A 24,679-nucleotide genomic window follows, 5' to 3' on the forward strand; every position below is an offset into this window, starting at 1 on the left:
TGGCAGACAAAAGGGATTACATTTAATTACCTCCTGGCGTTCTTTGCGGTTAAAATTTATTACTAAACACAAAGGGCAATATCAAGATATGAAAGCAAACGAGACTACTGGGCAATCAATCAAGGGAGCATTATTGCTAGATCAACTGTTGCTTATACGAGGAAAAAAAAGTGAAAATCATTACCTTGATGGACGCAGAGTAAATTAAAGTAAAAGGATGGCTTTTTGATGTGTCAACTAATCCTGCATCTGATTTCTCAAAGCTGAAGCAGAAGATGTTTAGGTTACACCGATGCGGAATTGAAAATCGGCCTCTGATTCCTAGGATCATTAATAACTCTCACCAATAGAATTCGAATAAAGCCAATAATATTAAAAATTCAACAAAAATTTGATCATAGTTTTTTTATGATTTTTTTTTAATTAAGTTTAGGTTACGTACCCGAACAGAAGAAACAACTAAATTTTACCTTTAAACAAAATATGTAAAAACCCTGCTATTGCCAGGGGCTTCTAATTCGATTGCGTGGAAACCATAGCATTGAAATAAAATTCAAATTCAATATGAAATTCCCAATCCAAAAAAAAATACTAATCCTTTAATAGTTTTTTTATGAAGATTTACTATAAATTAATCAATTTTATTAAAATAAATTTAATAGGTTTATCTTTAATACCTAAAAGGTTTTTTCCCTCATTCAGACCTTTTCTGTTTTTGTGGGGGATAATATCACTAGTCAATTTTTCCGTTGCGCATGGATTTCAGTCCAACCAACGGGTTTCCGGAGTGGTAAATGACGCCAGTTCCAATGAAACCCTGCCTGGTGTAAATGTTTTAATCAAAGGAACTTCAATCGGTACAATCAGCGACATTAACGGTGACTTCAGCCTCAATGTCCCCAATGCTGAATCTATCTTGGTTTTTTCATTTATTGGGTACCTAACGCAGGAAATTGTGGTGGGAAATCAAAGTGAGTTAAATATAAGTCTTGTATCCAATGCGGCTGACCTGGAGGAGGTGGTAGTCATAGGATATGGTACGTCCAAAAAAAGTGACCTTACCGGATCGGTGGCTAGGGTGGATGCAGAGACTTTCAAAAACCAACCCATGACGCAATTGACCGATATGCTTACCGGAACAATCGCCGGCTTAAGTGCCAACCAAAGTCCTTCTGCTGCGGGAGGAGGTTCTCTGGAGGTCCGGGGTCCCACTTCTCTAAGTGCGGGCACAGATCCGATGGTGGTATTGGACGGAGTAATTTATAACGGAAGCATTGCGGATATCAATCCAAATGATATTGAAACGATAGATGTTTTAAAAGATGCCAGTTCTTCAGCCGTCTTCGGAGCAAGGGCCGCCAATGGTGTCATCCTGGTTACGACAAAAAAAGGCTCAATTGGGAAACCAACCATCAATTTTTCGGCCCAGGTTGGCATTTCGAATACCACAAAAGACCGAAGGCCATTGAATGCAGAGGAATACCTTATATTTAAGGGGGATTTTTTTCGTGAAGGTGCCCTGAATAATCCGAACGTACCGCAAACCTTTTACACCAATCCCAATGACTTACCGGAAAATGTTAGTGTCAATGATTGGTTAAATTATAACGAGAATCCCAATCAAGACCCTTATATAGAGTATTTATCCCGATTAAACCTTTATCCCACCGAACAGCAAAACGCCTTGGCAGGAAGAACCGTGGATTGGTATGACAAGACCATGAACCAAGGTTTAAGGCAGATTTATGATCTCAGTATCGGTGGGGGGACTGAAGACATCAAGTATTTTTGGTCCGTGGGCTATACCGACACCGAGGGTATCATTAAAGGGGACAAACATACAAATATCCGGTCCAGGCTAAATGTGGATTTCAAAGTAAATGACTGGCTTTCTTTTGGAGCCAACTCCCAATTTAGCGAGCGGGATGAAAGCTCCGTACCTGCAAATTTAGGTTTAATGTATATTGCCAGCCCATTTGGAAAGCCATTTAATGATGATGGGAGCGTTAATCTGAGACCACATGACGATCCTTCTGCCTACCACCCCTTAATGGACTTTTACGGCCGAGACAGGAACCGAAAAGTCAATACTTTCTTTTCAAGTATATATAGTAATGTAAAACTTCCATTCGGTATCAACTATAGAATTTCTTTTCAGCCTCGGTACACTTTTACCACAGACCAGAGTTTTTGGGGAGAACAAACCATCACCGGTTCTCAAACTTTTCCCGGAGGAAGAGGGGTCAGGCAATCCAGTAAAACCAGTGAGTGGATGTTGGATAACCTGCTGACCTGGAACCAACAGTTTGGCGTCCATAATTTTGATGCTACCTTTTTATACAATGCAGAAAGTTTCAGAAGCTGGTTTGAACAGCAGGCTAATCAGAATTTTGCTCCCAATGCTAATTTGGGGTATCATGGCCTTCAATTCGGCAGTAATCCTTCACTTAACAATAATGATATCAGGCAAACCGGGGATGCTCTGATGGGAAGAATCAATTATACCTTATTGGATAAATATTTGTTTACCGCCTCACTCCGCAGAGATGGATATTCCGCATTTGGGCAGGAGTTTCCTAGGGCTTTGTTCCCTGCTACTGCCTTTGCCTGGAAGGTTTCCGATGAAGGTTTCTACGATGAAAACTGGCTAGTAAACAGATTAAAGTTCCGTCTTTCTTGGGGGCTTAACGGTAACCGGGACATAGGCGCCTACTCGGCTTTGGCTCAATTGGGTTCGGTTTTGGATTATGATGGCACCAATGTGGTGGTGGGGGTTCAAAATGCCACCCTTTCAAATCCCGGCTTAACGTGGGAAAAAACACAATCACTGAATTTTGGGTTGGATTTTGGACTTTTTGACGACCGGATAGATATCAGTGCCGACTATTATGTGGGTACTACGGAAGATTTGCTGATGAACCGACAACTCCCCCGTATCACCGGTTTTCAAAGCATTACTGCCAATTTAGGTGAATTGGAGAACAGGGGGTTTGAATTGGCGCTGAGGACTGTAAACATCAGTAAAGTTGATTTCTTATGGAGTTCGAATTTGGTTTTCTCTTTAAACAGGAACAAAATAAAATCTCTTTTTGGAGATGAAGGAGAATATACTTTATTGGGTGAAACCCGTTTTGGGGAGTTGCCCGATTTTTCCAATCATTGGTTTCCTGGAAGAGCAGTGGATATAGTGTGGGATTATAATGTGCTTGGGGTGTGGCAGATGGAGGAAGCCGATGCGGCAAGTGTGTACAATCTTTCACCCGGGGATTTTAAAGGTGAAGATGTCAACGAGGATGGTGTTTATACAGATTTAATTGACAAACAGTTCATAGGATATACCAACCCCAGATACAACATCGGCTTCAGAAATGAAGCTACCTACAAAAACTTTACCGCCACAATATTTATCCGGGCAAGTCTTGGACATATTCTGCCTTTCAATCAAGCCTTACAGGGATCCCTGTCCCATGACAGGAGGAATTATGACGGTGGCCCCATGCCCTATTGGACACCTGAGAACCGCAACAATGAATTTGCCCGTTTAAGGCCGATTCATTCGCCGTATGGGGGTGGTCTGGGAATCTACCATCCGGGTTCTTTTGTAAGAATACAGGACCTATCTTTATCCTATAATATGCCAATGGCGACCGTAGATCGGTTAAAATTAAATTCAATGAGAATATTCGGTGCGGTAAGAAACCTTTATAGTTTTGATCAATGGCCCGGTTGGGATCCAGAATCCAACATGACACCTATGCCCAGGACTTACTCCTTGGGGTTAAACCTATCATTATAATTTTCAAACTTCAATGCGACAAGATATGGAACGTTTAGCCATCAAAAACATCAAGCTTTTTCTATTAATGATTTCAATAGTGTTAATCCAGGTTTCCTGTAATGAAAAGTGGCTGGAACCTGATCCCTTGTCTTTCTTTGCACCGGAAAATGTTTACGTGGATGAAGCAGGTTTTGAGTCGCTTTTGGTGACCATGAGAAGGAGCCTGAAAAGAGAATATTATGGGTTTTTCAATTTTTCAACGGCAGAATTTGCCCCCAGTGATCTGGGAGTGGCTGGTTATGTGCCTGATTTTTCGATCAATACCCCCACTTCATCAGATAGGGTTCCCTATGGCCCCATGTTTGATGAGGTATACGGCTTTATAAAAAATGCCAATGTACTGATTTCAAGAATAGATGGGGTTACCTGGGATGATGAAACGGTAAGAAACCGTTTATTGGCAGAGGCATACTGGCACCGAGCTTATTGGTATTATCGATTAACCCATTCTTATGGAGATGTGCCCTATATTGGAGTTGAATTAACAGGTGCTAAGCTGGATTTCCAAACCCATTCCAGATGGGCCATTTTGGAAAAAATCCAATCTGACCTGGAATGGGCGGTTGAATGGATGCCTGTAACGGCTGCACCTAGGGTACCCACCAAAGGTGCTGGAAATTACCTTTTGACAAAAATTTATCTGGCCAATACCGAGTTTGATAAAGCCATTGAAGCCGCTACCCGGGTCATAGAAGGCCCTTACTCCCTGATGGAACACCGTTTTGGCAGTATGGCCAATGATCCTTCTAGGAATGTGATTTGGGATCTTCATAGACATGAAAACATCCATAACTCCCAAAATACCGAAACCATACTGGGTTTGGTGGACAGATGGGAAGCTCCTGATGGAGCAAGGGTAAACCAACATCTCGCCGCCAATTTCATGCCCCATTATTGGGATGTACCTGACCAAGCGGGTACCAGGGGAATCGTTTACCCATCCGATATGATGGATACCCTGATGAGGGGTCAGGGAATCATCACTGCTTCTAACTTTTACCAATTCAAATTGTGGGAAGATGAAACTTACAACTGGCAAAATACACCTGATTTGAGAAGGGCGGATATCAATTGGATTGAAATGTCTGAAATCAGATATAATCGTCCGGAGTCTCCCAATTTGGGGGAACCCATCCGGCAACTTTGGCCCAATACCAGTGATACCACCATTCGGTGGTATTCATGGCCCCATTACAAAACCTACAACCCCTCAAATCAAGAAGAAAGCACCTGGGGAGGTGGAAATGGAGATTCTTATGTTTATCGATTAGCGGGAATTTATCTCCTCAGGGCAGAAGCCTATTTTTGGAACAACCAGCTTAGCCAAGCGGCCAATGATATCAATATGGTGAGGGCACGTTCAAATGCTCCCTTGATTACCGGAGGGGATGTCACCATAGATTACCTATTTGATGAACGAGCCCGAGAATTGTATGCGGAAGAAACCCGTCATTCTGAAATGGTCCGGGTTTCCAACATCATGGCCAAGTTAAACATGAACGGCTACAGTTTGAATAATATCAGTCAAAGCAGTTGGTGGTTTGATCGGGTAATGGCCTATAATGATATTTATAAAACCCCACAAGGAACGTGGTGGAGAAGTCAGACCCCTAGAATCCAGACCCATAACATTTATTGGCCTATTCCACAAAGTGTAATTACCGCCAATACCATGGGTAAAATCAACCAAAACAGAGGTTATCAGGGGTCTGAAGGGAATGTTCCACCCTTAGAAACCATTGAAGAATAAAGTGAAAATGAATGATTTACTTTCAATGTGCTCCCTCTCGCCTCCCAAAAAATGGCTGAGTTCGGTTTCCAAAACTCTTCTTGTATTTGTGGTTTTTCAAGGGTCAATGGAAATGGATCTTTACGCCCAACTTGATCCCCACAACTGGGTGAAGGTAACCGAAAATGCCGGTTGGGAAGCCCGGGATTCACAAGGTGAAGTGGTGTTTAAAGATAAAATGTGGGTATTAGGGGGATGGTTTGCTTCCGATGAAGCACCACCCCGGGATGTATGGGGTTCAAAGGACGGTAAAAAATGGGAGCTTATTCAACCCTCTGCTCCATGGATCCACAGTGACCTTCCCATGACTTTTGTTTTTAAAAACAAAATGTGGATTATGGGGGGCTGGTACAATGGGCGGCTGGAAGGTCATTCCGCCAGCAACAGTGTATGGTCTTCCACCAATGGGAAAGATTGGGACCTGGAAAACAGGAAAGCCACTTGGTCACCAAGAATTGCAGCGGCGGTAGTGGAGTTCAATGGGAAAATGTGGATGCTCGGAGGGACAGAAAACTACTATTTTGGGGATGAAGCCAGCCTGAAAAATGATGTCTGGTATTCGGATAACGGAGTAGATTGGAAACTGGCTACGGAGAATGCAGCCTGGTCTCCCAGGGCTTACCATCAGGCTGCGGTACTCCATGGTAAAATGTATTTATTCGGTGGTGGCAACTACACACCCGAATACCACGCTAAAAATGATGTTTGGGTAACAGAAGACGGAACAAATTGGGTAGAAGTGACGAGAAACGCTCCCTGGCACTCAAGGATTTGGTTTTCCTCCGTAGTTTACAGAGACAGAATATGGGTAATGGGAGGTTGGTCCAACAATCCCTATAAAAACTGGGCAGACGTCTGGTATACCAAGGACGGCAAAGAATGGATGGCTTATAGACCTGAGGTCAGTTGGCCTGAACGCCATGAGCATTCTGCTTTTGTATTTAAGGATAAAATTTATGTGGCCGGGGGAATGACTCCTCCTTTGGTCAATGATGTATGGTCACTTCAACTCCCTGAGGACTGGGGAATTGACGAGGGTCCCTGATCCTATCATATATATTATTCAAAATAAAGTCCAAACGGAAAATCAAAACATTCAATAACACAACCTACATTTAAAACAAAATAGATGATTACCAATATCGCCTTCAAGTATCCCATAAAAAGAATTGTTTTTTCTCTGTTTCTATGCTGGTTCATATTTAATTGCCCAACTTGGTCAATGGCCCAGGGTTTTGATACTCTTCCAGCATCCAAAATGGTCAAAATCGCCACCTTTGATGTGGATGCCAGCCCACCTATTGGAAGTCAGCTGGCTTATGATCCGATGGAAAAAAATTGGGATTTGGGGCTCAAAGCCAAGGGAATTGTTTTGGTAGGTAAAGGAATGCCCATTGTCCTATGTGCAGTGGATTGGATTGGCATCGCCAATGAAAGCCAGGATGCCTTCAAAGAAGGTTTAGCCAGGGCAGCCGGGACCATACCATCCAGAGTAGCCATCCATACCCTGCACCAACACGATGCCCCGATATCGGATTTTGGCGCTGAAAAAATATTGAAAGACGCCGGCATGGACCCTCAAAGTTTTGAGGGCAGCTTCAGCAGACAATTGATAACGAATCTGGAAATTGCCATTACGGATGCGATGCAAAACATGAAAACGGTTACCCATGTGGGTAAAGGTAAAGCACAGGTTCATCAAGTGGCCAGTAACAGAAGAATTGAGGGTGAGGATGGTAAAATCGTATTTTCAAGAACATCGTCGACTCGTGATTCTACTATGAGGGCCCATCCTGAAGGATTGATAGATCCGGATGTTTCCTTGGTTAGTTTTTGGAACGGAGAGGAAGCACTTGCCGTATTGAGTTATTATGCCGTTCATCCCCAAAGCTATTACCTTACCAAAGTGGCCAACCCTGATTTTCCGGGTGTAGCCAGATTTCTAAGGCAAATGTCCCTTCCAGACGCACTCCATGTTCACTTTAACGGAGCCGGAGCTAACGTTACTGCCGGCAAATACAATGACGGTTCCAAAGAAAACCGCTTAAAATTGGCTGAAAGGCTTGCGGATGGTATGAGACGGGCATGGGAAAATACCGTAAAACTGCCCATTTCCGCCAATGATCTGGGATGGGATTTCGTTCCTGTTTCGATGGAGCCCAAGGAGGGATTGGAAAAAATCCGGACTGAGATGGAGACGCAAAACCATCGTTGGCTTACCAATAACCTGATGAAACTTGCCTGGTACAACCGACAAAAAGAAGGAAAAAAAATAGATATCTCTTGTCTCTATGTGGGTGATGTCCGGATATTGCACCTCCCAGGAGAATTATTTGTGGAATATCAATTGGCAGCCAAAGAAGAAAGAACGGACTTATTTGTAGCCATGGCAGCTTATGGTGATTATGGGCCTTTTTACATTGGTCCGGCATCTGCCTATCCCAAAGGAGGTTATGAAATCAATGTCAGCCCTGTGACGGAAAAAGCGGAAGCTGTGCTGATGGGTGCAATCAAAAATCTTTTGCATAAAGATTTCCCCGCTTCCGAAACTAAGGGTTTACTGTTTAAAAAAGACGGAAGCCCAATCACAAAAGTGGAGGAATGGAAAGCCAAAAAAACAGCTATACTTGAAAATTTTCAAAAAGTAACAGGACCATTACCCCTCCTTGCCGATTCACCCCCTCTTTCCATTCAATACCTGGACAGTTTACAGACCAAGGATTACATACGGTATTCGATTCTCTACACCGCCGCCGTCAATGAGGAAGTGCCGGCTTATCTTTACCTACCTTCAAAAACCAAGAAGAACCAAAAAAAACCTGGCATGCTGGTGCTGCATGGCACCGGAGATCTTGGGAAGCAATTGGTAGACGGTAAAAGCCCGCTGGCAAACCGGGCCACTGCCAAAGAATTGGCAATGAGAGGGTATGTAGTCATTGCACCGGATTATCCTAGCATGGGAGACCTTTCGGATTATGATTTTGAAAATGACCGGTACGAATCAGCGACCATGAAAGCAATTGTCAACCATTACCGGGCAGTAGATCTTCTGCAATCCTTGGAGGAGGTTGATCCAGAGAAAATCGGGGTCATAGGTCATTCATTGGGAGGCCATAACTCGATATTTGTTGCGGCATTTGACGAAAGGATCAAAGTAGTAGTTTCCAGCTGCGGTTGGACACCTTTTGATTTCTATAATATCGGCACCGCAGGAACTAAAAGGTATGGAGGAAGATTGGGCCCATGGGCACAAATCCGATATATGCCTAAAGTGAGGAATTATATGGAGGACGGAAAACTTCCCTTTGATTTCCCTGAGCTGATTAGCACTTTGGCACCCAGGGCCTTTTACTCCAATTCCCCACTGAATGACAGTAACTTTGATGTGGTCGGTGTAAAAAAAGGAATTGAACAGGTCCAGGAAGTTTTCAATCTTTTTGGGGTTCCCCAACATCTCCAGGTCCGCTACCCTGAAGCTGAACATGATTTTCCTACAACAACCAGATTGGAGGCTTATCAGTTTATCGACAAACACTTACAATTTAAGCCTAAAAACATTCAGTTGGAATAAAAACCCAACTGCCAATTCTCGTTTTTCTCACCTATTACACTTTTTTTACTCAACCCTAATGGTTTTTGTGGTTTCCAAACACTTCTTCCATCACCGTAAACCATAGCCTGGATATTTCACGGCTCAGTATCTTTACAGGCTCCCCTTGGGACCTTTTTTGGGAAAGCAGGTGAATAGTTCTTTTCCATGCAATCTCCGGGTGCTGTTGGTGGCATAGATCCTAGCCCCAGCCAGCTGAGGGGCTTGGTCAAAATCTTCTTGTAATTCAGTACTACATCAGGAGCCGGGTACACTCGTTGAAGTTGCTGAAGTCGATTGTGTCCAGGAACAATATCCCGTTCACCTGGATCATGTGTACTTTTCCCGAAAAAACGGGACAGGCAATTCCGACTCCACCCGTTTGTTTTCATTTCCACGGATAATGGGCCGGAATTAGGGTCTGGGAAGTGCAACGATCCTGTTTTTCATCTCTCTCGCCGGATGGCTCAGAAGAACTACCTGCTTGTCAAGCACGAATTTGACAGTCCTCAGGTAGTCGAATTCCTCAGCGGTCAGCTCGGCCCCTTATAGTAATGACTGCTACCGCATTGCCCCATTTTTCAAGATTGTTAACACCAGCCTTTGCAGATGGGGCAGGAATCTCAGCCAGAATTCCATCATTTCCGGAGGCAAACCAAGTAATTTTCTCCGGGCCACCTCGATGGGCAAAACTTGTTGCTGGATAACTAATGATCAAGCCCAACGCAGATACTTTTTTGATAAAACTCCTTCTGCTTTTCATTTTTTTAGAAATTTACTACCAATTGATTGTTAGTGGTACGGAATTTTTTACTCTACCTCTAGTCTTTTTTCTTCTTGCATTTATTTAATTTTCCCATAATTGATGAATTCCCCGGACCGTTTCTTCCACCAAAATATCACCTCCTTCGGGGCCCACTTCAGTACTTTGAATAATGGCACTATAATGGCCGCCCCTAACTGCCTCCATGGTGGGCAAATAGGTTCCGCCACCTACCAGTTGAACTACAAAAGTCTGAAGGGCTTTGCTCCTTGCCTTTATTCTAATTCCATACTCCGTAAATAATTCAAATGGATTGGTACATATCACCACATCTCCAAGTTTAACCAGGTGTATATCCACATCATAGGTTTCATCCGGGTTCTGACTCTGCTTTTCGTACCTTTCTAAAAGTGCACCATGCCATTTCAATAGTCTGTACTGCCTCAGTTTGGTTTCCTCATCCAACTTCTCCAAATCCGAAATCGTCCTTTTAGCTTCGTTGACCGCCTCCAATGTCACCCATCTTTTGGGAAGTTTTACCCGCTTCACTTCATGGATCAATTCTACATCTTTGTAGCGATCATTTTCAATTACCTGGTAAACATCCAGCACCGTAGTGACAATACGCCTGGCCAATTCCTCCAAACGGTCCAGATTTCTCAATTTTAGCATTCTGTCTTCGGCCTGATTTCCAAACATTAAATGGGGAGATTGGTCTCCAGCTGCACCAATCCAACCTAAAACCACTAATTCTTCACCTAATTTTTCCCTTAATGTTTCTCTTACCGGATGCCAAAAATCAGCATTGATGGAGGACCTGCCTTCCACTTCCTGTGCGGGACAGGCAACGTTAATTACGGTGGCCAAAAGCTTATCCGTCGCATCCCAGAAAAACAGAAGATTAACATCATGGTCCTCGACCCCTTCTAACCCTCTAAATTCCGGTAGATCAGTTTTTCCATACATCCTCGAAGAACCGTCATAGTAGACGGCCCTACGGTTGGTCGCCAGTTTGGATTGACCGATTCCCCATGAAACACTCCCTGGTTCTCTGGAGTCCCAGGCCTGTGATATGGCCAACACAACTTTTTCAGTTAGAAAGTTCAAGGTTTCATCAATGGTCGTAATGCCATTCGGTAAAATAAAGTTTCCTTCCCTCGTAGTAGGCCCTGTATGTGTATGGGTAGCATTGATAATGATCTTTTCCGAATCGATTCCAGGTATTTTTTGTTTTACTGCATCCAGAATCATTTCTTTCAATTTATCCGTAATCACAACCAATTCCATTGCCACCCAGATACTGGTTTGGCTTTCAGTCCCCTTGATATTTTCCAAGGCTACCACGCTGGCTGTTAGGGGAGTTTCCACCTCCTCAGCAACCCTTAACCGCATCTGCCCGTCCAGAGAAACCGGCAATGGTGGGGTAATATCAACTGTCGATGTTCCTACCAATAATTCAGAAGCAAAAATCGGAGTGGCGACGACAAGGAAAAACAAGGTATAAATACATTTCGCTAAATAATTTTTATTAAAATTTTTCATGGTAAATGTTCGATTTTTTGGGCATTTAAGTTAAATAATTGTAAGGTCTTCATCTCAATATCAATCGGTTAAGTATTTAAACAAGAACCCCTAATTTATAGGGCTCAGGTCGACTTTTTTCACCATCATTTCCGCGCCTTCGGACTGGATGTGGATTTTCCCTCTTCTTGGCCTTTCTTCCAATGCCTTGTTTACCAACACGCCGTTAAGTATTTATACTTCTTGAAGTGCAAGTAAATATTCATGTATATTTTATATAAAAATCACTTAACGAAAATCTATCTTCTTATATGCCTCCAAAACTGCCAATTCTCCCTGCTTACCCGGTTGGCTTTTTCCATGTTCCAAACCCAAAAACCCTCGGTACCCTTTTTCATAAATATGTTTCAGTAAGTTCACATAGTTAATTTCACCCGTTGAAGGTTCAAAACGACCCGGCGTATCCCCAATTTGGAAGTAGGCAATTTCGTCCCATGCATAATCCAAGGTAGGTATCAGGTTACCTTCTTGGATCTGAACATGATAAACATCAAAAAGCAATTTTACACTAGGGCTTCCAACTGCCTTTGCCAATGCGTAGGCCTGGGGGACGGTATGTAAAAACATCCCCGGGTGGTTGATTTTATGGTTCATGGTCTCCATTACCATAATCAGGCCATGGGGTTCATATATCTCTGCTATCCTTTTTAACAGTTCTATCGCATTTGCGGATTGAAAATCCCAGGGTAATTTCGGATCTGCAACGCCAAGGACGTTATGAATGTACTTGGTATTCATCCGCTTTGCTATTTCCACCGAGGCCCTGACCTCATTAAGGACATTATCACGGATAGCGGCATCCCTACCAGCAAAAGTTACCTCCTTAAAATTCATGGTTCCCACGAACTGTCCAAACTCCATTCCCAGCTTTTGAATGGTATTACTGATCAGTTCATGTTCTTCCACAGGCCTGTTTTTTAAATAAGTGTTTTCCCATGCCGTAAATCCATGGTCATGGCCCCATTTAATCTGGTCATCCAAGCCTTTTCCAGCCACCTCGGAAAAAATTCCGAACTCAGGGGAAAATTTCATGTTGAAAGAATTGGCTTTTTGGGAACCGCCTAAGGCCATTATTGGCTTAGGAAAAGATAGTCCAGCTATGGTTGCTGCTCCCGCAATAAGTCCATTTTTGAAAAAAGATCTCCTTTTCATGTGGTAGTAGTTTAAGTTTTTGGGTTTTTAAGTTGCCTTTGGGTAATATTTCAATGGTGTTATTTGGATAAACCTTCAAAGTATTCCACAGCCTCCAGAACATCCGCAAGATTATCCTCCATTTTATGTTCACATTCCACATAGACCTCTCCATTGAAATTTTGGCGTTTCAGTTCCTTGATCACTTTATCAAAATCAATTATTCCGGTTCCTACCATTACATCGTTGGCTTTCTGGTGGTTGCCGTCCAAATCTTTTAAATGTATGCTTAATAGCTGTCCTTCTAGCTTTTTTAAACAGGCCACGGCGTCCAATCCACTCCTTGTCCAATGCCCCAAATCCCCACAAGCTTTAAAATTGGGATGGCCTTTTTGGGCGGACAAAACTGAATCAGGATGCCAATAAATGCTTCCCGATTCTTTGGAATGTTGGTGAAGGGCTATTTTTATGCCGTAATTTCCAGCCAGCTCATCCACCATATCCCAGTCTTTCCTTTCCGGCTCGCAAACCAGGTATTGTACGTTTAGGGATTGGGCCATATCAAAAAAAGCCTTCCAACCCTCTCTGTCTTTTGCCCCTCCCACGTACATGGATTTCATTGTCAATCCCTTTTTATCCAAATGGATTTTTACCCTTTGGATTTCCTCAGGGGTTAATTCAGCCATGGTCTTATCTCCAAATTCTTTCCCCATCTTATGAAAATGGAAACCTTCGACATATTTAACCCCCGTAGTGCCGGCCTTTTCCAATGTACTTACAAAGGGAAACCGGTTGAAGGAATAAAGGGCTACACCGATGTTCCAGTCCGAATCATTGGATTTACTATTGGATTTCCCAACTTGGAACATACTAACCAGGAGTAACAGCAAAATGGGTATTGTCAAAACCAACCGATATTTTTTCATTTCTTACAGGTTAAAGGGTTCATGAAAATTTCGTTTACTAAAATCTATTGCAAATTCCGGATATAGGCGATAAGGTCTGCCATTTCCTGCTGATCTATCTGCCCCGCCAATCCCGGCATCATCGACATGTTCAATCCACGGATGGAACTTATCTCCTGCCGGTTGATCGATTTTTCAATTCCCGGAGAGGTTCTCAGGCTGATGGCAGCCGAAGTTTCGTTCATGATCATTCCCTGAACCTGTTCTCCATCATTCATCCTTACGTCCCACAAATCAAAACCAGGTGCAATAGACAAATTGGGATCCAGTATATTTGCCATTAGGTCTTTGGGGTGCCAATTGTGGACGGTCCCAAGGTCTGGCCCAAAAGCGACCCCGTTTTTTCCCCTGAACTGATGGCAGACGGCGCAGTTCTCCATGTACACTGTTTTCCCTGCTACCGGATCCCCTTCCATTTCCAGTGCTTCTTGGTATTGGCGATTAACTTCTTCTCCCTCATCTTTGGTCAACAGGTCCCGTGCCCGTGTCCTTAGGTTAAGATCGGAATGGTTCATCAACTGAACCCTTCGTTTCCAACCTATCAGCGCTACAGGTATTTTTTTTGACTCCAAGGCATCCAACAACAATTTAACTCTTTCGGGTTCGAATAAAAACGTTTCCAAAGCCACATCGCGTATTTCTGGTGTTAGTGTCTCCCATTTGGTCAGAAAATACTGAGGAACGCCTATTCCTTCAATTCTTCCCAATGCCTGCATTGCAGCTATCTGAATGACCATCGGTTCCTTTGTCACGATCATCTCTTTTAGCTTGGCATCAAATGGGGAAACATCCCCCAAAGGGAGAAACCTTAATGCCTCCGCCCTCCTATCATCGGAAACAGAAGGGTCCGTTGCGATTGAAATGGCTCTCTCCATGCTTTTCTCAACCAATTCTACCTCTTCAATTTCCAGCACTTTGATTAAAGCAAGGACAGATTTTCGGACTTCAGCTTGGGGATGGTCAAAGAATGCCCGGAGGATTTTGTCTAAGTGATTATTGATTTGCTTCGCGTTTTCCTTTTTTCGCCTTATTCCTTCGGTTATTCCAATTAGCACCGGCGCCTTCCAACCAGTTTCCTCCCGTTCCAAAGGGGAAAGGGAAATATTTAATAAATCCATTGTTTTATCTAATTCATCACCCGCAGCAATCATTGCGGTTAGCCTGGTAACCAAGTTCCCATAAGCTGGCTGTGAGGAATCAAACCGCTTTAATACCGTTTCCAATAATGGAACAGCCTGGGAAGATGCAGCCGACAAGGCCGCGATTTGAACCCATTCATCGGCCAAGTCTTGGAATAATAATTCTTCGGTCACTTTTGCCGATTGAGGATTATCCATAAATCCTATCGTACAAAGCAACTGAAACCGTACCCTTGGATGCGGATCATCTTTTAGTTTAAGTAATTCCGCACCCAATTCGGGAGATTTTTCCAAGTGCAATTCTGCCAGTTTTATGGCATTTTCCCTGATTCCAGCTTCTGAATCTTTCAATGATTCCAGAATCAATGGGGATTCCAGTTTTCCCATGCCCTCAAGCGTCCAAAGCGCATGTAAACGTCCTTCAGGTGAGTTTTCGTTTTTTGCCATGAAAACCAGATTCGGTATAACGTCCATATCCATGGCATCTATCAAGAGGCGCTGGGCATTGATCCTCCACCAGATATTGGGATTGGCAAGATGGGTTACCCATTCTTTTGGACTTTCATTTCCAAAATCCAGGCCGGAAGTCCAATCCGCCTTTCCGGTACCTTTGGGCGTAATTCGGTAAATCCGCCCCATTCCTACCCCATCATAGAGCCCTCCAGCTTCCACCGCCTCATCAGACATCCATTCTGGGTGTTCTATGATCCTTCTATAGTAATCCAGAACATACAGTCCGCCGTCTGGCCCTACATACATATTGACAGGCCGAGACCAAGAATCCCTTGAGGCCAAGAATTCTCTGTTATCCCTATGCCTTTTGGCTGTGAAGCTTGCCCCTTTTTCCTCAAGTATATCCACATGAACCAAGTTACTTACGGATTCCGCTACAAAAACAGCATTTTGATCGAAGGGTTCCGAGAAAATTCCTCCCAAATAGGCCGTAATCCCACTCGATGCAGTCGTCAAACCCATTGGGGTAAAAAGCTGACGGTCCGGATTGGTTGTGATTTGAAAAACTTCGGTTTCATTCCCATGATCCGAAATGGATTCTGTGGCATTGGAAACCAAAAGGTCCGGGTTGCGGTCAAGATAGGAAGCTCCTATTACTTCATGGTAAATATGATTTTGATTATGGGTCAGCAAATACCTTCCCCACTGGTCAAAAGTATGGCCAAACTGCGTCCTGCTTGAAGCCATCTCCATCTCGATCTTATCCGGTCTAAACCTGACTGAATGGCCATTGGCATTTTTAGGTAAAATAGGTCCATCCTGACGGCCATAAAAGACGATTTCACTGCCCCGGTCACCAAATAGGTCCTCGTACTTCCGGGTTCCAATATGTCCCAAATGGGCAAGGTGTATCCAGTTGTCCAAACCATAAACCGGATTGTTAACATTGACATGGGGATTGGATAATGAGAAACCGGTAAGAACGGTGTCCCTCACATCAGCCACTCCATCTCCATCGATATCCTCCAAGTATAATACATTCGGAGCATCCGTTACTAAAACCCCTTTTTTCCACCTCAGGATGCCATTGGGCAGCAATAAATCCTCCGCAAAAACGGTGCTTTCATCCATGATGCCATCTCCATTGCTGTCAGAAAGTAGTCTGATTCGTCCGGTTCCGCTTTTGTCGATCGGATACCCGGGCATCTCAACCACATACAGCCTGCCAAATTCGTCAATCTCCATGTCCACGGGATCTGAAACCAGGGGTTCATGGGCAATTAATTCCATCTGAAAACCCTCTTCCAATTCGAAGGTCGAAAGGGCATTACCGGGAGGGACAGAACCTTCGGTGGAAGGGGAGTCTTTACCTTTCCCACAACCAAAGGATATAACAAGTGCAACAATAAATAATAAAGGGATATGGTTTTTAAAACAAATTCTTTTCATTAGGTTTCTTTTGCAAGCCGGTGGATAAAGCGCTGTTTTTTGTAGTTTACAGATTTCTTTCGATTTCAAGTTGTCTTTCTTCTGACCAGAAGCTGTCTATGATTTCCAGGGTTCTGTCTACCAGAATCTGACCTCCCTCAGCACCCACCACATTACTTTGACAAACCGCACTGTACCCTCCTCCAGCAATGGCCTTTTCTGTAGCCAAATAGGTACCTGGCCCTGCCAGCTGTATGACGAAAGTTTGGACCGCCTTGCTTCTGGCCTGGATCCGAATCCCATAATCCGTAAATAATTCAAATTGATTGGTACAAATGGCTGCGTCACCCAATCTTAACACATGGATTTCCGATTCATACATCTTTTCCGGATGTTTTTGTTGGTCATGGTACCGCTTCAGTACGTCTCCGAACCAAGTCATTTTCGCATATAATTGAGAAGCCTTGGAAGGATCAGCAGCGATCTGGGTGGCGCAGTCTTCGGTTACCTTTTTTGATTCCAGATATTCTTCATGGGTAATGACGCGCATGGGAAGTTTTAAATTTTCGGTCTCATGGAAAAAAGCCACATTGGTATGTTGGTCATTTTTTACGATTTCATAAGTATTTTCAGCCGCCCTTATTATCCGCTCAGCAATGTCGTCCAACCGGGATTTGTTGGAAAGTTCCTGCATCCGTGCTTCACCAGCTTTTCGGTACATACTATGGGGGGACTGGTCTCCGGCAGCACCTATCCAGCCTAGAACATGGAGATCGGCGCCAAACCGTTTTTGCAAAGCCATTCGTACGGGATGCCAATAATCAGCATTGACAGTGGATTTATGTTCAAACTCCTGGGCAGGGCACGCCACATCAATGCTCATCGCGATTAATTTGCCTTTCGAATCCCAAAAAAACAGGGAGTTGACGTCATGGTCCTCGTACCCTTCCAGGCTCTGAAAATCAAGCCTATTGGTGTTTCCGTACATGACGCTAGTTCCGTCGGCATAGACGGCTCTACGGTTATACCCCACCGCCGCGCGGTCAAGGCCCCAGGTAACGCTTCCCCTACTTCTGCTGTTCCATGCCTTTACAATGGCATCCGCCACGTTCTCCGTAAAAAGGTCCCTGTAATCCTTCACTTTGGAAACCCCATTTGCAGGTATAGGATATAAGAAGGAAGATTCATCCGGGTCGTCTTCAAGAACAGGAGCGGTATGGGTATGGGTGGCACTCAGAATAATTTTATTGACATTAAAGCCGGGCAACCGCCTGCCAACCTCCTGCCTTAATTCCCTTCTTAACTGGGCGGAAATATAAACCAGGTCGCAGGATACAAAAACGGCAGTATCAAGTCCCTTATCCCCATTTCTGGATTCAATGGCTACAATGGCGGCATATAAGGGTGTATCTGCCCTTTCTGCAATTCTCATATGAAACTGGCCCATAAGTGCCACCGGCAATTCGGGACTGATATCGGCGGTGGCAGCTCCCAAATACAAATCGGAAGCCTGAACGCCTGATTTTCCTAAGAAAGCCAGGGCAAATACTATAATAATTCGGATGTTTATCATTTTTGTTTGGATTAAATAACCTGTATTATTCAGGCCAAAGGCCATTGATTACTTCTACGGTTCTGTCCACCAATTTCTGACCGCCTTCTGGCCCGATCAGTGTGCTGTGAATTACTGCACTGTAGGCTCCGCCTTGTACTGCTTTGACCGTGGGCAGGTAGGATCCCCATCCTGGACTGCCTGTCAATTGAACAACGAATGTCTGTAGTGCTTTACTTCTGGCAATCATTCTTATGCCAAAATCGGAGAAGAGTTCAAACTCATTGGTACAAATTGCAATATCTCCTAGACGGATGACATGTAATTCCATTCCATAAACGGGGTTTGGGTTATCCTTTTGTTTTTTATATCTCTCTACTGTTGATTCCTGCCATTTCATCCGGCGGTACAGTCTTTCAGAGGCCTTGGGATCATTAGCAATCTGTTTTTTGGCATCCGAAACAAAGGCATCCGCATCAAGGAAATCTCTTTCCGTGACCCATCTTTCCGGTAAAGGGACCTTTTCGATATGGTGCTTAAAAATAGGTGTCACCTGTTTTTCCGTCTTCACTGTTTCATAGGCTTCTTCTACGGCAATGATTATCCTTCTCGCCAATTCCTCTATTCTGCTTAGGTTTCTCAGTTCCCTCATCCGGTCATCCGCTGCCTTTCTATAGCGCAGATGGGGTGTGAGGTCGCCAGCTGCTGCAACCCATCCCAGTATACAAACCTCTTTACCGAATTTTTCCTGGATGCCCATCCTAACTGGATGCCAGAAATCGGCATTCACCGCATGCCTCCCTTCCACTTCCTGGGAAGGACTGGCCACTCCAATGACCATTGAGATCAATTTTCCCTCCTTGTTCCAAAAAAACAAAGTGTTGATATCGTGGTCCTCTGATCCCTCCAAGTTTACAAATTCCCTCAAATTGGTTTTGCTGCTCATTCCTGAAGTACCATCGGAATATGCAATACGGCGGTTATATCCCGCGACTGCATAACTCAGACCCCAGGCCACGCTTCCTTCCGTACGGCTATTCCACGCACTTACAATCCCTTCTGTTACCTTTTCAACAAAAAACAACCTGTAATCTTTCACTTGGGTTACCCCTTCCTTTGGTATCCAGTATTCCCCTTCCTCTGCCAAGACAGGAGCGGTATGGGTGTGGGTGGCATTTAGAAATATTTTGTTTACATCCAACCCGGGAATTCTTTGTTTTACGGATTTCCTGAGATCTGCAATCAAATCAATGGGAATATACAACACATCGCAGGAAACCATCACAGCCAGCTCTTCCATCCGGTTGTTTTCCCGGGATTCCAGCACCAAAATATTTGCAGTAAGTGGCGTTTCCGCTTCCGTTGCAATCCTAAGATGAAATTGCCCTGTCACAGCAACTGGTAATTCGGGAGTGATGTCTACTGATTGGGCACCAATGTAAATTTGGGAAGCCTCCAATTGGTGCAGATGCAACGACACCCCTACAATAAAAGCAATGAAGTATTTGAATGTAGAGACCATTTTTTTATCAATCTGAAAATGAAATGCAGTTATTTTAATTATGAATTTTTATTTTGGCCAAAGGGCACTGATCATTGAAATCGTATGATCAACCAGGATCTGCCCCCCTTCAGGTCCAACCCGGTTGCTTTCTACAATGGCGGAGTAATGCCCTCCAGCCAAAGCTTCTTTGGTTGCTAAATAGGTGCCTGGACCAACCAATTGGATTATAAAGGTCTGTAAAGCCCTGCTTCTGGCTTTGATTTGTATCCCAAAATCAGTAAACATTTCAAATGGATTGGTGCAAATCACCACATCCCCTATCCGCAAAGCATGAATTTCCACGGGGTACATAGGCTGTTGAATCTTTTGCTGGTTCTCGAACCTTTTTACTACCTCGTCATAAAAGGCAATACGCCTACTGAATTCTATTGCTCTATAATTGTCATTAAGATCTTCATCCCTCAGTTTTTTAGAATTATGATATTCCTCTTCTGTCACCAAGCGCATTGGCAGGTCTATTTCCTCCACAGCATGATCAAATACAACTTCCCGATATTGGTCCTTGCTCACAGTATCATAAGTTTGCATAACTGCGTTTACAATCCTATCCCCCACCTCATCCAAATAGCTGTCGGATCTAAAATTAACCGATTCGGAACCACTTTCAAATTCTGGACTGCTATTGTTTTGGCGCAATTCCACCATTCTGAGTTCGGCAAATTGGTCGTACATTGGTCTGGGTGTTTGGTCCCCCGCAGCACCTATCCACCCCAGGACTACCAGGTCGGAACCAAATTTTTTCTGTAGCCCCTGTCTAACGGGATCCCAATAGTCTGCATGAATGGTCGACCTAGATTCTACAATTTGAGCCGGACTGGAGACATTGATACAGGTGGCTATCAATTTACCAGCCTGGTCCCAAAAAAACAATGAAAAGATACTTTGATCCTCATATCCTTCCATTTTTCTAAAATCATCCTGGTTGGTTTTCCCATACATTTTGGCGCTGCCGTCTTTATAGACTGCTCTTCTGATATAGGCCACCTTGGCATGTCCCATCCCCCAGGAAATACTTCCAAAATCCCTTTTTTTCCATGCTACCGCCACCGCACGGGTTACCTGCCTGGACACCAAATTCTGATAGTCCACAGCTTGGGTTACTGTGTCGGGAATTGCATACCATCCATCCCTTATCACGCCCCCAGTATGGGTATGGGTGGCATTGATGATTATTTTGCGGGTATCCAGTTCCGGAATTGAAAATGCCACAGATTCTCTGATCTTATCTCTCAATTCATAGGGAATGGTTACCAGATCGCAAGAAATAAGCACACTTACATCAAGCTTTCCGAAATCATCTTTTAATTCCAATACCACCACATTGGCTAATAAAGCAGTTTCCGCTATTGTTGCCACCCTCAGCCTCATTTGACCATCAACCGCTGCAGGCAATGGTGGGGTAATATCAATGGAAGCCGTTCCAATCCTTAGACCTTGGCTTGTAGTGGCGGACAACTGGTTCTGATAGGCGCCAAACAGCACTAACAAGAGGAATTGCCAGGGTATTAGGTTTTCTATTAACCAGGATTTTATTTTCCGTATTTCAGTTCCAATCATATCACGATATTACCAAAGGGATTCGATAAGACTTAAAGTTTGATCTACCAATTCCCTGCCGCCTTCAGGACCAATCAAGGTACTTGCAGGGACAGCCCCATAAGCACCCCCAGCAATTGACCTTTTGGTGGGCAGATAGGAACCTGATCCTGTAAGCTGCACGATAAAGGTCTGTGTTGCAGGGCTCCTTGCTTTCATCTGCATACCATAATCCAGATAAAGCTCAAAAGGATTGGTGGCAAAAACCGCTTCACCTATCCTTAAAACATGGACCTCAATTGGTAATTTGGGCTCCGTCTTTTCTAATTCATACCTTTCTTTTACCACCAATCCTCTTCTTAATCTACTGTGGCTGATAGTAATATCCCTGTACCATCTGGCTTCTTTTATTTTCTCCGGATTCTTTTCCAAATCATCAAGCATATCCTGATAGCGTTTTTGCCATTCTTCCGCTTCTTTTTTTGCCTCTGTGACATCTTCAATGCTTAACAACCTTCTTGAAAGCTGCAACTCTGCCACCCGGTGCGCAAATTCAGGATTCCAGTTAATATTGTCTTTCATGACCGGATAAATGGAGGTTACCGCATCGGAAATCCTTAAGGCAATCTGTTTCCTTTGCCCCAAACTTCCGCGTCCAGTTCCATCCTCCTCAAAACCCAATAGGCGTTGCATTCTTTCCTCAGCCTTCCCGCCTATCATGACATGAGGGGATAGGTCTCCTGCTGCGCTAGCCTGACCCAATATATGGATATCCATTCCATACCGCTTTTTCAATTCTTCTTTGGTGTCGTGCCAGAAATCTCCGGACAATTGGTAGGAATGTTCACTTACCTGCGACGGGGCAGCAACGTTAATGATCAGCCCAGTCAATTTCCGGTTTTCATCCCAGAAATACATCAGATTTAGGCTATGATCCTCATGTCCCTCTATATGGCTAAAGTCCGGGTTATTGGTATTGCCATACATGACGGATTTGCCGGTATGTAGGGCCTGTAATCGGTTCATGCTTACCACAGCATGGGCCAGACCAAAACTTACGCCCCCTTTCTTTCTACTATTCCAAGCTTCCTTTGTAGCCTTTGCAATGCGGTCAGCAGCAAAATCGATGTATTCAGCAGGTGGCATAGCATCACCTCCTGAAGCAATTTTTTCCAAACTTACTCCATATACTTCTTCAATTTTATCCACCGATGAAACCAAAGGCGCAGCATGGGTATGGGTAGCATTAATGATGATTTGACCCGGTGACAGGGAGGGCTCCAACCGGATTACCTGCTCCCTGATCCTGTCCCTAATATTAGCACCACCCCTGGTTCCATCACTGATTCCTACAAGGTCACAACTGATCCAGACAACCTTTTTGGTTTGGTTGCCGACTCCGGATTCCATAGCCAAAACGGTGGCGGACACAGGATCCAAAACCCCTTCTGATAACCGGGCATGAAATTGCCCGGCTATTAAAACAGGTCTATCGGGGGTAATATCCGCTAAAGCCCAACCGACTTTTAAGGTTTCATCAAAAGAAGGATCGTTACTGGCCAAAACTGGAAATAGAAGGAAGGCCAGAAGAAAAATGGATGATGTCAATTTAAAATAAAACGCCATTTGTACAAATTTAAATCAGAAGAAATTATAAATAACCATTATAAACTTGTCATTCCAATGATCATAAATAAAACTATTTGTGAGGTGATTAACTATTGCCAGCCTGGATTCTGCTCCAATTGAGGATTCAGGGATATTTCCTGTACAGGCAAGGGGAAAAGATATAACTTATCATTCCATTGCCGGGTATTTCCTGGATAGATCTCCCTATAATTGCCGGATTCCGGATCATATGCCCCGCTGTAGGTTAAGGGGTTTTCCAATAATCTTCCTGCTTTCCACCTCACTATATCCTCCCAACGGGTACCTTCTCCCGCAGTCTCTATCCTGCGTTCCCTTCGAATTTCATTGATTAGTGGAGATACAGGCATTTCCCAATCCGGCCAGTTGGGATCCTCAAAACCTACATTTATAGTTAAATGTGGCATTCCGACCCTGTCTCGTAACAGGTTGATGGAATTATTCAAAACCTCTTGAGTGGCCTCACCAAGTTCTGCTTTTGCCTCCGCATAGGTAACCAATAATTTACCATACCTATAGGTGAAAACATCAATTGTACATTGAAGTTGTAGCCGGTCAACTTCGTAAGGGGAATACCCCTTGGTAATATAATAACTTGTGGTTACATAATTATTATCAAACTCTGGCATGGTACGGTAATCTACACTCCCATCAACATAAATCCTATAAGGACGATCTGGAACATAGATGGATTGCTTCATCCTCGGATCTCTGTTTTGAAATTCCTTATCAAATTCTCCCTTATCCCCTTGATAAAGGGGGCTTAAAGCAATTGGCAAACCGTCTACGCTGAGGTAGGAATTGACAAAATCTTTGGTATATCCAGTTCGTTGCTCACCAAGTTGCCGAACATTGTTGTGCATTCGGATGCCTTGTACCATCCTTTGAAAAAAGATGACTTCTGGATTTCCATTCAAATTGTACTGAACAAAGAGGTCAAAATAATCCTGATCAGGATTACCTGTCGAATATAATGCAAATTTACCGGAATTGATAACTTGCTCCGCAGCTTCCACAGATTCTCTGAGGATAGTTTCATGGTCCCCAAGACCATGATATTTCCGGAAGGTGCCTTCAAACAGGCATGCTTCGGCTTTGAAGGTGAGGGCTGCATATTTGGTCAACCTGTCTGTCCCGGATTCCTCCGGAAGGTGTTCGATAGCAAAATCGAGATCAGCCAATAAATTATCAAATACGACTTTTCTGGAATCTCTAGGTTTGTACAATTCTTCAGAATCAGTTTGAAGGTCGGCATCATACCATGGTACATCTCCATATCTGACAACCATTTTATGATAATAAAACGCTTTAAAAAAACGAATTTCACCTTCGTACCTTAAAATGGAAGCATTTTTTTCCATATCTGCTATCCTGACCAAGGCATAATTGGTTCTACGAATAGGCAGCCAATCATTTTTTCCCCAACCTCCTCCTGTGGCTGGGATAACGTATTCATTCCAAGAGAAAGGATGTCTGTTGCCAGGTGCATTGTTGTCCGAAATATCATCATATCTCCAATTGTAATGGGGATCCCTCAGGTCCACATAAAATTGGTTGGCATACAATTCCAGATCGGTGGCAGATGTCCAAAACTGGACATCACTGATTTGGTCCAAAGGATACCTCTCTAGAAAATCATCATTACAGGCAAATACTGTAATCAATGACAATAATAATACGAATATCTTTAAATTTTTCACGGTC

Annotated in this window: 15 protein-coding genes; 4 read left to right on the forward strand and 11 right to left on the reverse strand. The window is 43.7% G+C overall.

What is annotated here, in order from left to right:
- Nucleotides 1–715: 715 nt before the first annotated feature.
- The 4 genes from FQ608_RS04045 to FQ608_RS04060 all read left to right on the forward strand — a co-directional run bounded on the left by FQ608_RS04045 (nt 716) and on the right by FQ608_RS04060 (nt 9,198).
- Entirely contained in the window at nt 716–3,796 is a 3,081-nt protein-coding gene (locus FQ608_RS04045) for a SusC/RagA family TonB-linked outer membrane protein (protein WP_234364057.1), read from the forward strand.
- A gap of 25 nt (nt 3,797–3,821) precedes the next feature.
- On the forward strand, nt 3,822–5,588 hold the full coding sequence (locus FQ608_RS04050; protein ID WP_234364058.1) for a RagB/SusD family nutrient uptake outer membrane protein: 1,767 nt from the start codon (nt 3,822–3,824) through the stop codon (nt 5,586–5,588).
- A 7-nt stretch (nt 5,589–5,595) separates the two neighbouring features.
- Nucleotides 5,596–6,672 (forward strand): Kelch repeat-containing protein, encoded by a 1,077-nt coding sequence (locus tag FQ608_RS04055; protein WP_234364059.1) that lies wholly within the window; start codon nt 5,596–5,598, stop codon nt 6,670–6,672.
- Between the two features lie 177 nt (nt 6,673–6,849).
- Nucleotides 6,850–9,198: an alpha/beta hydrolase family protein gene (locus tag FQ608_RS04060; protein ID WP_158856516.1), complete on the forward strand. Its 2,349-nt coding sequence runs from the start codon at nt 6,850–6,852 to the stop codon at nt 9,196–9,198.
- 116 nt (nt 9,199–9,314) lie between these two features.
- On the opposite strand, the gene FQ608_RS04065 is transcribed toward FQ608_RS04060, so the two are convergent.
- From FQ608_RS04065 to FQ608_RS04115, 11 genes are all read right to left on the reverse strand, one after another.
- Nucleotides 9,315–9,608 (reverse strand): hypothetical protein, encoded by a 294-nt coding sequence (locus tag FQ608_RS04065; RefSeq protein WP_158856517.1) that lies wholly within the window; start codon nt 9,606–9,608, stop codon nt 9,315–9,317.
- Nucleotides 9,609–9,742: 134 nt separating this feature from the next.
- The gene (locus tag FQ608_RS04070; RefSeq protein ID WP_158856518.1) at nt 9,743–9,979 is read right to left on the reverse strand and encodes a hypothetical protein; all 237 of its coding nucleotides are present in this window, start codon (nt 9,977–9,979) and stop codon (nt 9,743–9,745) included.
- A gap of 84 nt (nt 9,980–10,063) precedes the next feature.
- The gene (locus tag FQ608_RS04075) at nt 10,064–11,521 is read right to left on the reverse strand and encodes a neutral/alkaline non-lysosomal ceramidase N-terminal domain-containing protein (protein WP_158856519.1); all 1,458 of its coding nucleotides are present in this window, start codon (nt 11,519–11,521) and stop codon (nt 10,064–10,066) included.
- A 267-nt stretch (nt 11,522–11,788) separates the two neighbouring features.
- Entirely contained in the window at nt 11,789–12,712 is a 924-nt protein-coding gene (locus FQ608_RS04080) for a hydroxypyruvate isomerase family protein (RefSeq protein WP_158856520.1), read from the reverse strand.
- 59 nt (nt 12,713–12,771) lie between these two features.
- Complete coding sequence (locus tag FQ608_RS04085) at nt 12,772–13,617, reverse strand: sugar phosphate isomerase/epimerase family protein (protein ID WP_158856521.1); 846 nt, start codon at nt 13,615–13,617, stop codon at nt 12,772–12,774.
- A 44-nt stretch (nt 13,618–13,661) separates the two neighbouring features.
- Entirely contained in the window at nt 13,662–16,697 is a 3,036-nt protein-coding gene (locus FQ608_RS04090; protein ID WP_158856522.1) for a PVC-type heme-binding CxxCH protein, read from the reverse strand.
- A 46-nt stretch (nt 16,698–16,743) separates the two neighbouring features.
- Nucleotides 16,744–18,249: a hypothetical protein gene (locus tag FQ608_RS04095; RefSeq protein ID WP_158856523.1), complete on the reverse strand. Its 1,506-nt coding sequence runs from the start codon at nt 18,247–18,249 to the stop codon at nt 16,744–16,746.
- 25 nt (nt 18,250–18,274) lie between these two features.
- Nucleotides 18,275–19,750, reverse strand: coding sequence for a hypothetical protein (locus FQ608_RS04100; RefSeq protein WP_234364060.1), 1,476 nt, complete (start codon nt 19,748–19,750; stop codon nt 18,275–18,277).
- Between the two features lie 48 nt (nt 19,751–19,798).
- A complete protein-coding gene (locus tag FQ608_RS04105; RefSeq protein ID WP_158856524.1) occupies nt 19,799–21,349 on the reverse strand; it encodes a hypothetical protein in 1,551 nt (516 codons plus the stop codon).
- Between the two features lie 9 nt (nt 21,350–21,358).
- On the reverse strand, nt 21,359–22,954 hold the full coding sequence (locus FQ608_RS04110) for a hypothetical protein (protein WP_158856525.1): 1,596 nt from the start codon (nt 22,952–22,954) through the stop codon (nt 21,359–21,361).
- 92 nt (nt 22,955–23,046) lie between these two features.
- Nucleotides 23,047–24,675, reverse strand: a complete 1,629-nt coding sequence (locus tag FQ608_RS04115) for a RagB/SusD family nutrient uptake outer membrane protein (RefSeq protein WP_158856526.1) — start codon at nt 24,673–24,675, stop codon at nt 23,047–23,049.
- Nucleotides 24,676–24,679 lie beyond the last annotated feature (4 nt).

It is taken from the genome of Lunatibacter salilacus, assembly GCF_009797935.1.
GTDB lineage: Bacteria > Bacteroidota > Bacteroidia > Cytophagales > Cyclobacteriaceae > Lunatibacter > Lunatibacter salilacus.

Coding starts and splice junctions, on each gene's coding strand:
- FQ608_RS04050 (WP_234364058.1), top strand. CDS start 3,822: ATGGAACGTTTAGCCATCAAAAACATCAAGCTTTTTCTATTAATGATT.
- FQ608_RS04055 (WP_234364059.1), top strand. CDS start 5,596: ATGAATGATTTACTTTCAATGTGCTCCCTCTCGCCTCCCAAAAAATGG.
- FQ608_RS04060 (WP_158856516.1), top strand. CDS start 6,850: ATGGCCCAGGGTTTTGATACTCTTCCAGCATCCAAAATGGTCAAAATC.
- FQ608_RS04065 (WP_158856517.1), bottom strand. CDS start 9,608: ATGAAAACAAACGGGTGGAGTCGGAATTGCCTGTCCCGTTTTTTCGGG.
- FQ608_RS04070 (WP_158856518.1), bottom strand. CDS start 9,979: ATGAAAAGCAGAAGGAGTTTTATCAAAAAAGTATCTGCGTTGGGCTTG.
- FQ608_RS04075 (WP_158856519.1), bottom strand. CDS start 11,521: ATGAAAAATTTTAATAAAAATTATTTAGCGAAATGTATTTATACCTTG.
- FQ608_RS04080 (WP_158856520.1), bottom strand. CDS start 12,712: ATGAAAAGGAGATCTTTTTTCAAAAATGGACTTATTGCGGGAGCAGCA.
- FQ608_RS04085 (WP_158856521.1), bottom strand. CDS start 13,617: ATGAAAAAATATCGGTTGGTTTTGACAATACCCATTTTGCTGTTACTC.
- FQ608_RS04090 (WP_158856522.1), bottom strand. CDS start 16,697: ATGAAAAGAATTTGTTTTAAAAACCATATCCCTTTATTATTTATTGTT.
- FQ608_RS04095 (WP_158856523.1), bottom strand. CDS start 18,249: ATGATAAACATCCGAATTATTATAGTATTTGCCCTGGCTTTCTTAGGA.
- FQ608_RS04100 (WP_234364060.1), bottom strand. CDS start 19,750: ATGGTCTCTACATTCAAATACTTCATTGCTTTTATTGTAGGGGTGTCG.
- FQ608_RS04105 (WP_158856524.1), bottom strand. CDS start 21,349: ATGATTGGAACTGAAATACGGAAAATAAAATCCTGGTTAATAGAAAAC.
- FQ608_RS04110 (WP_158856525.1), bottom strand. CDS start 22,954: ATGGCGTTTTATTTTAAATTGACATCATCCATTTTTCTTCTGGCCTTC.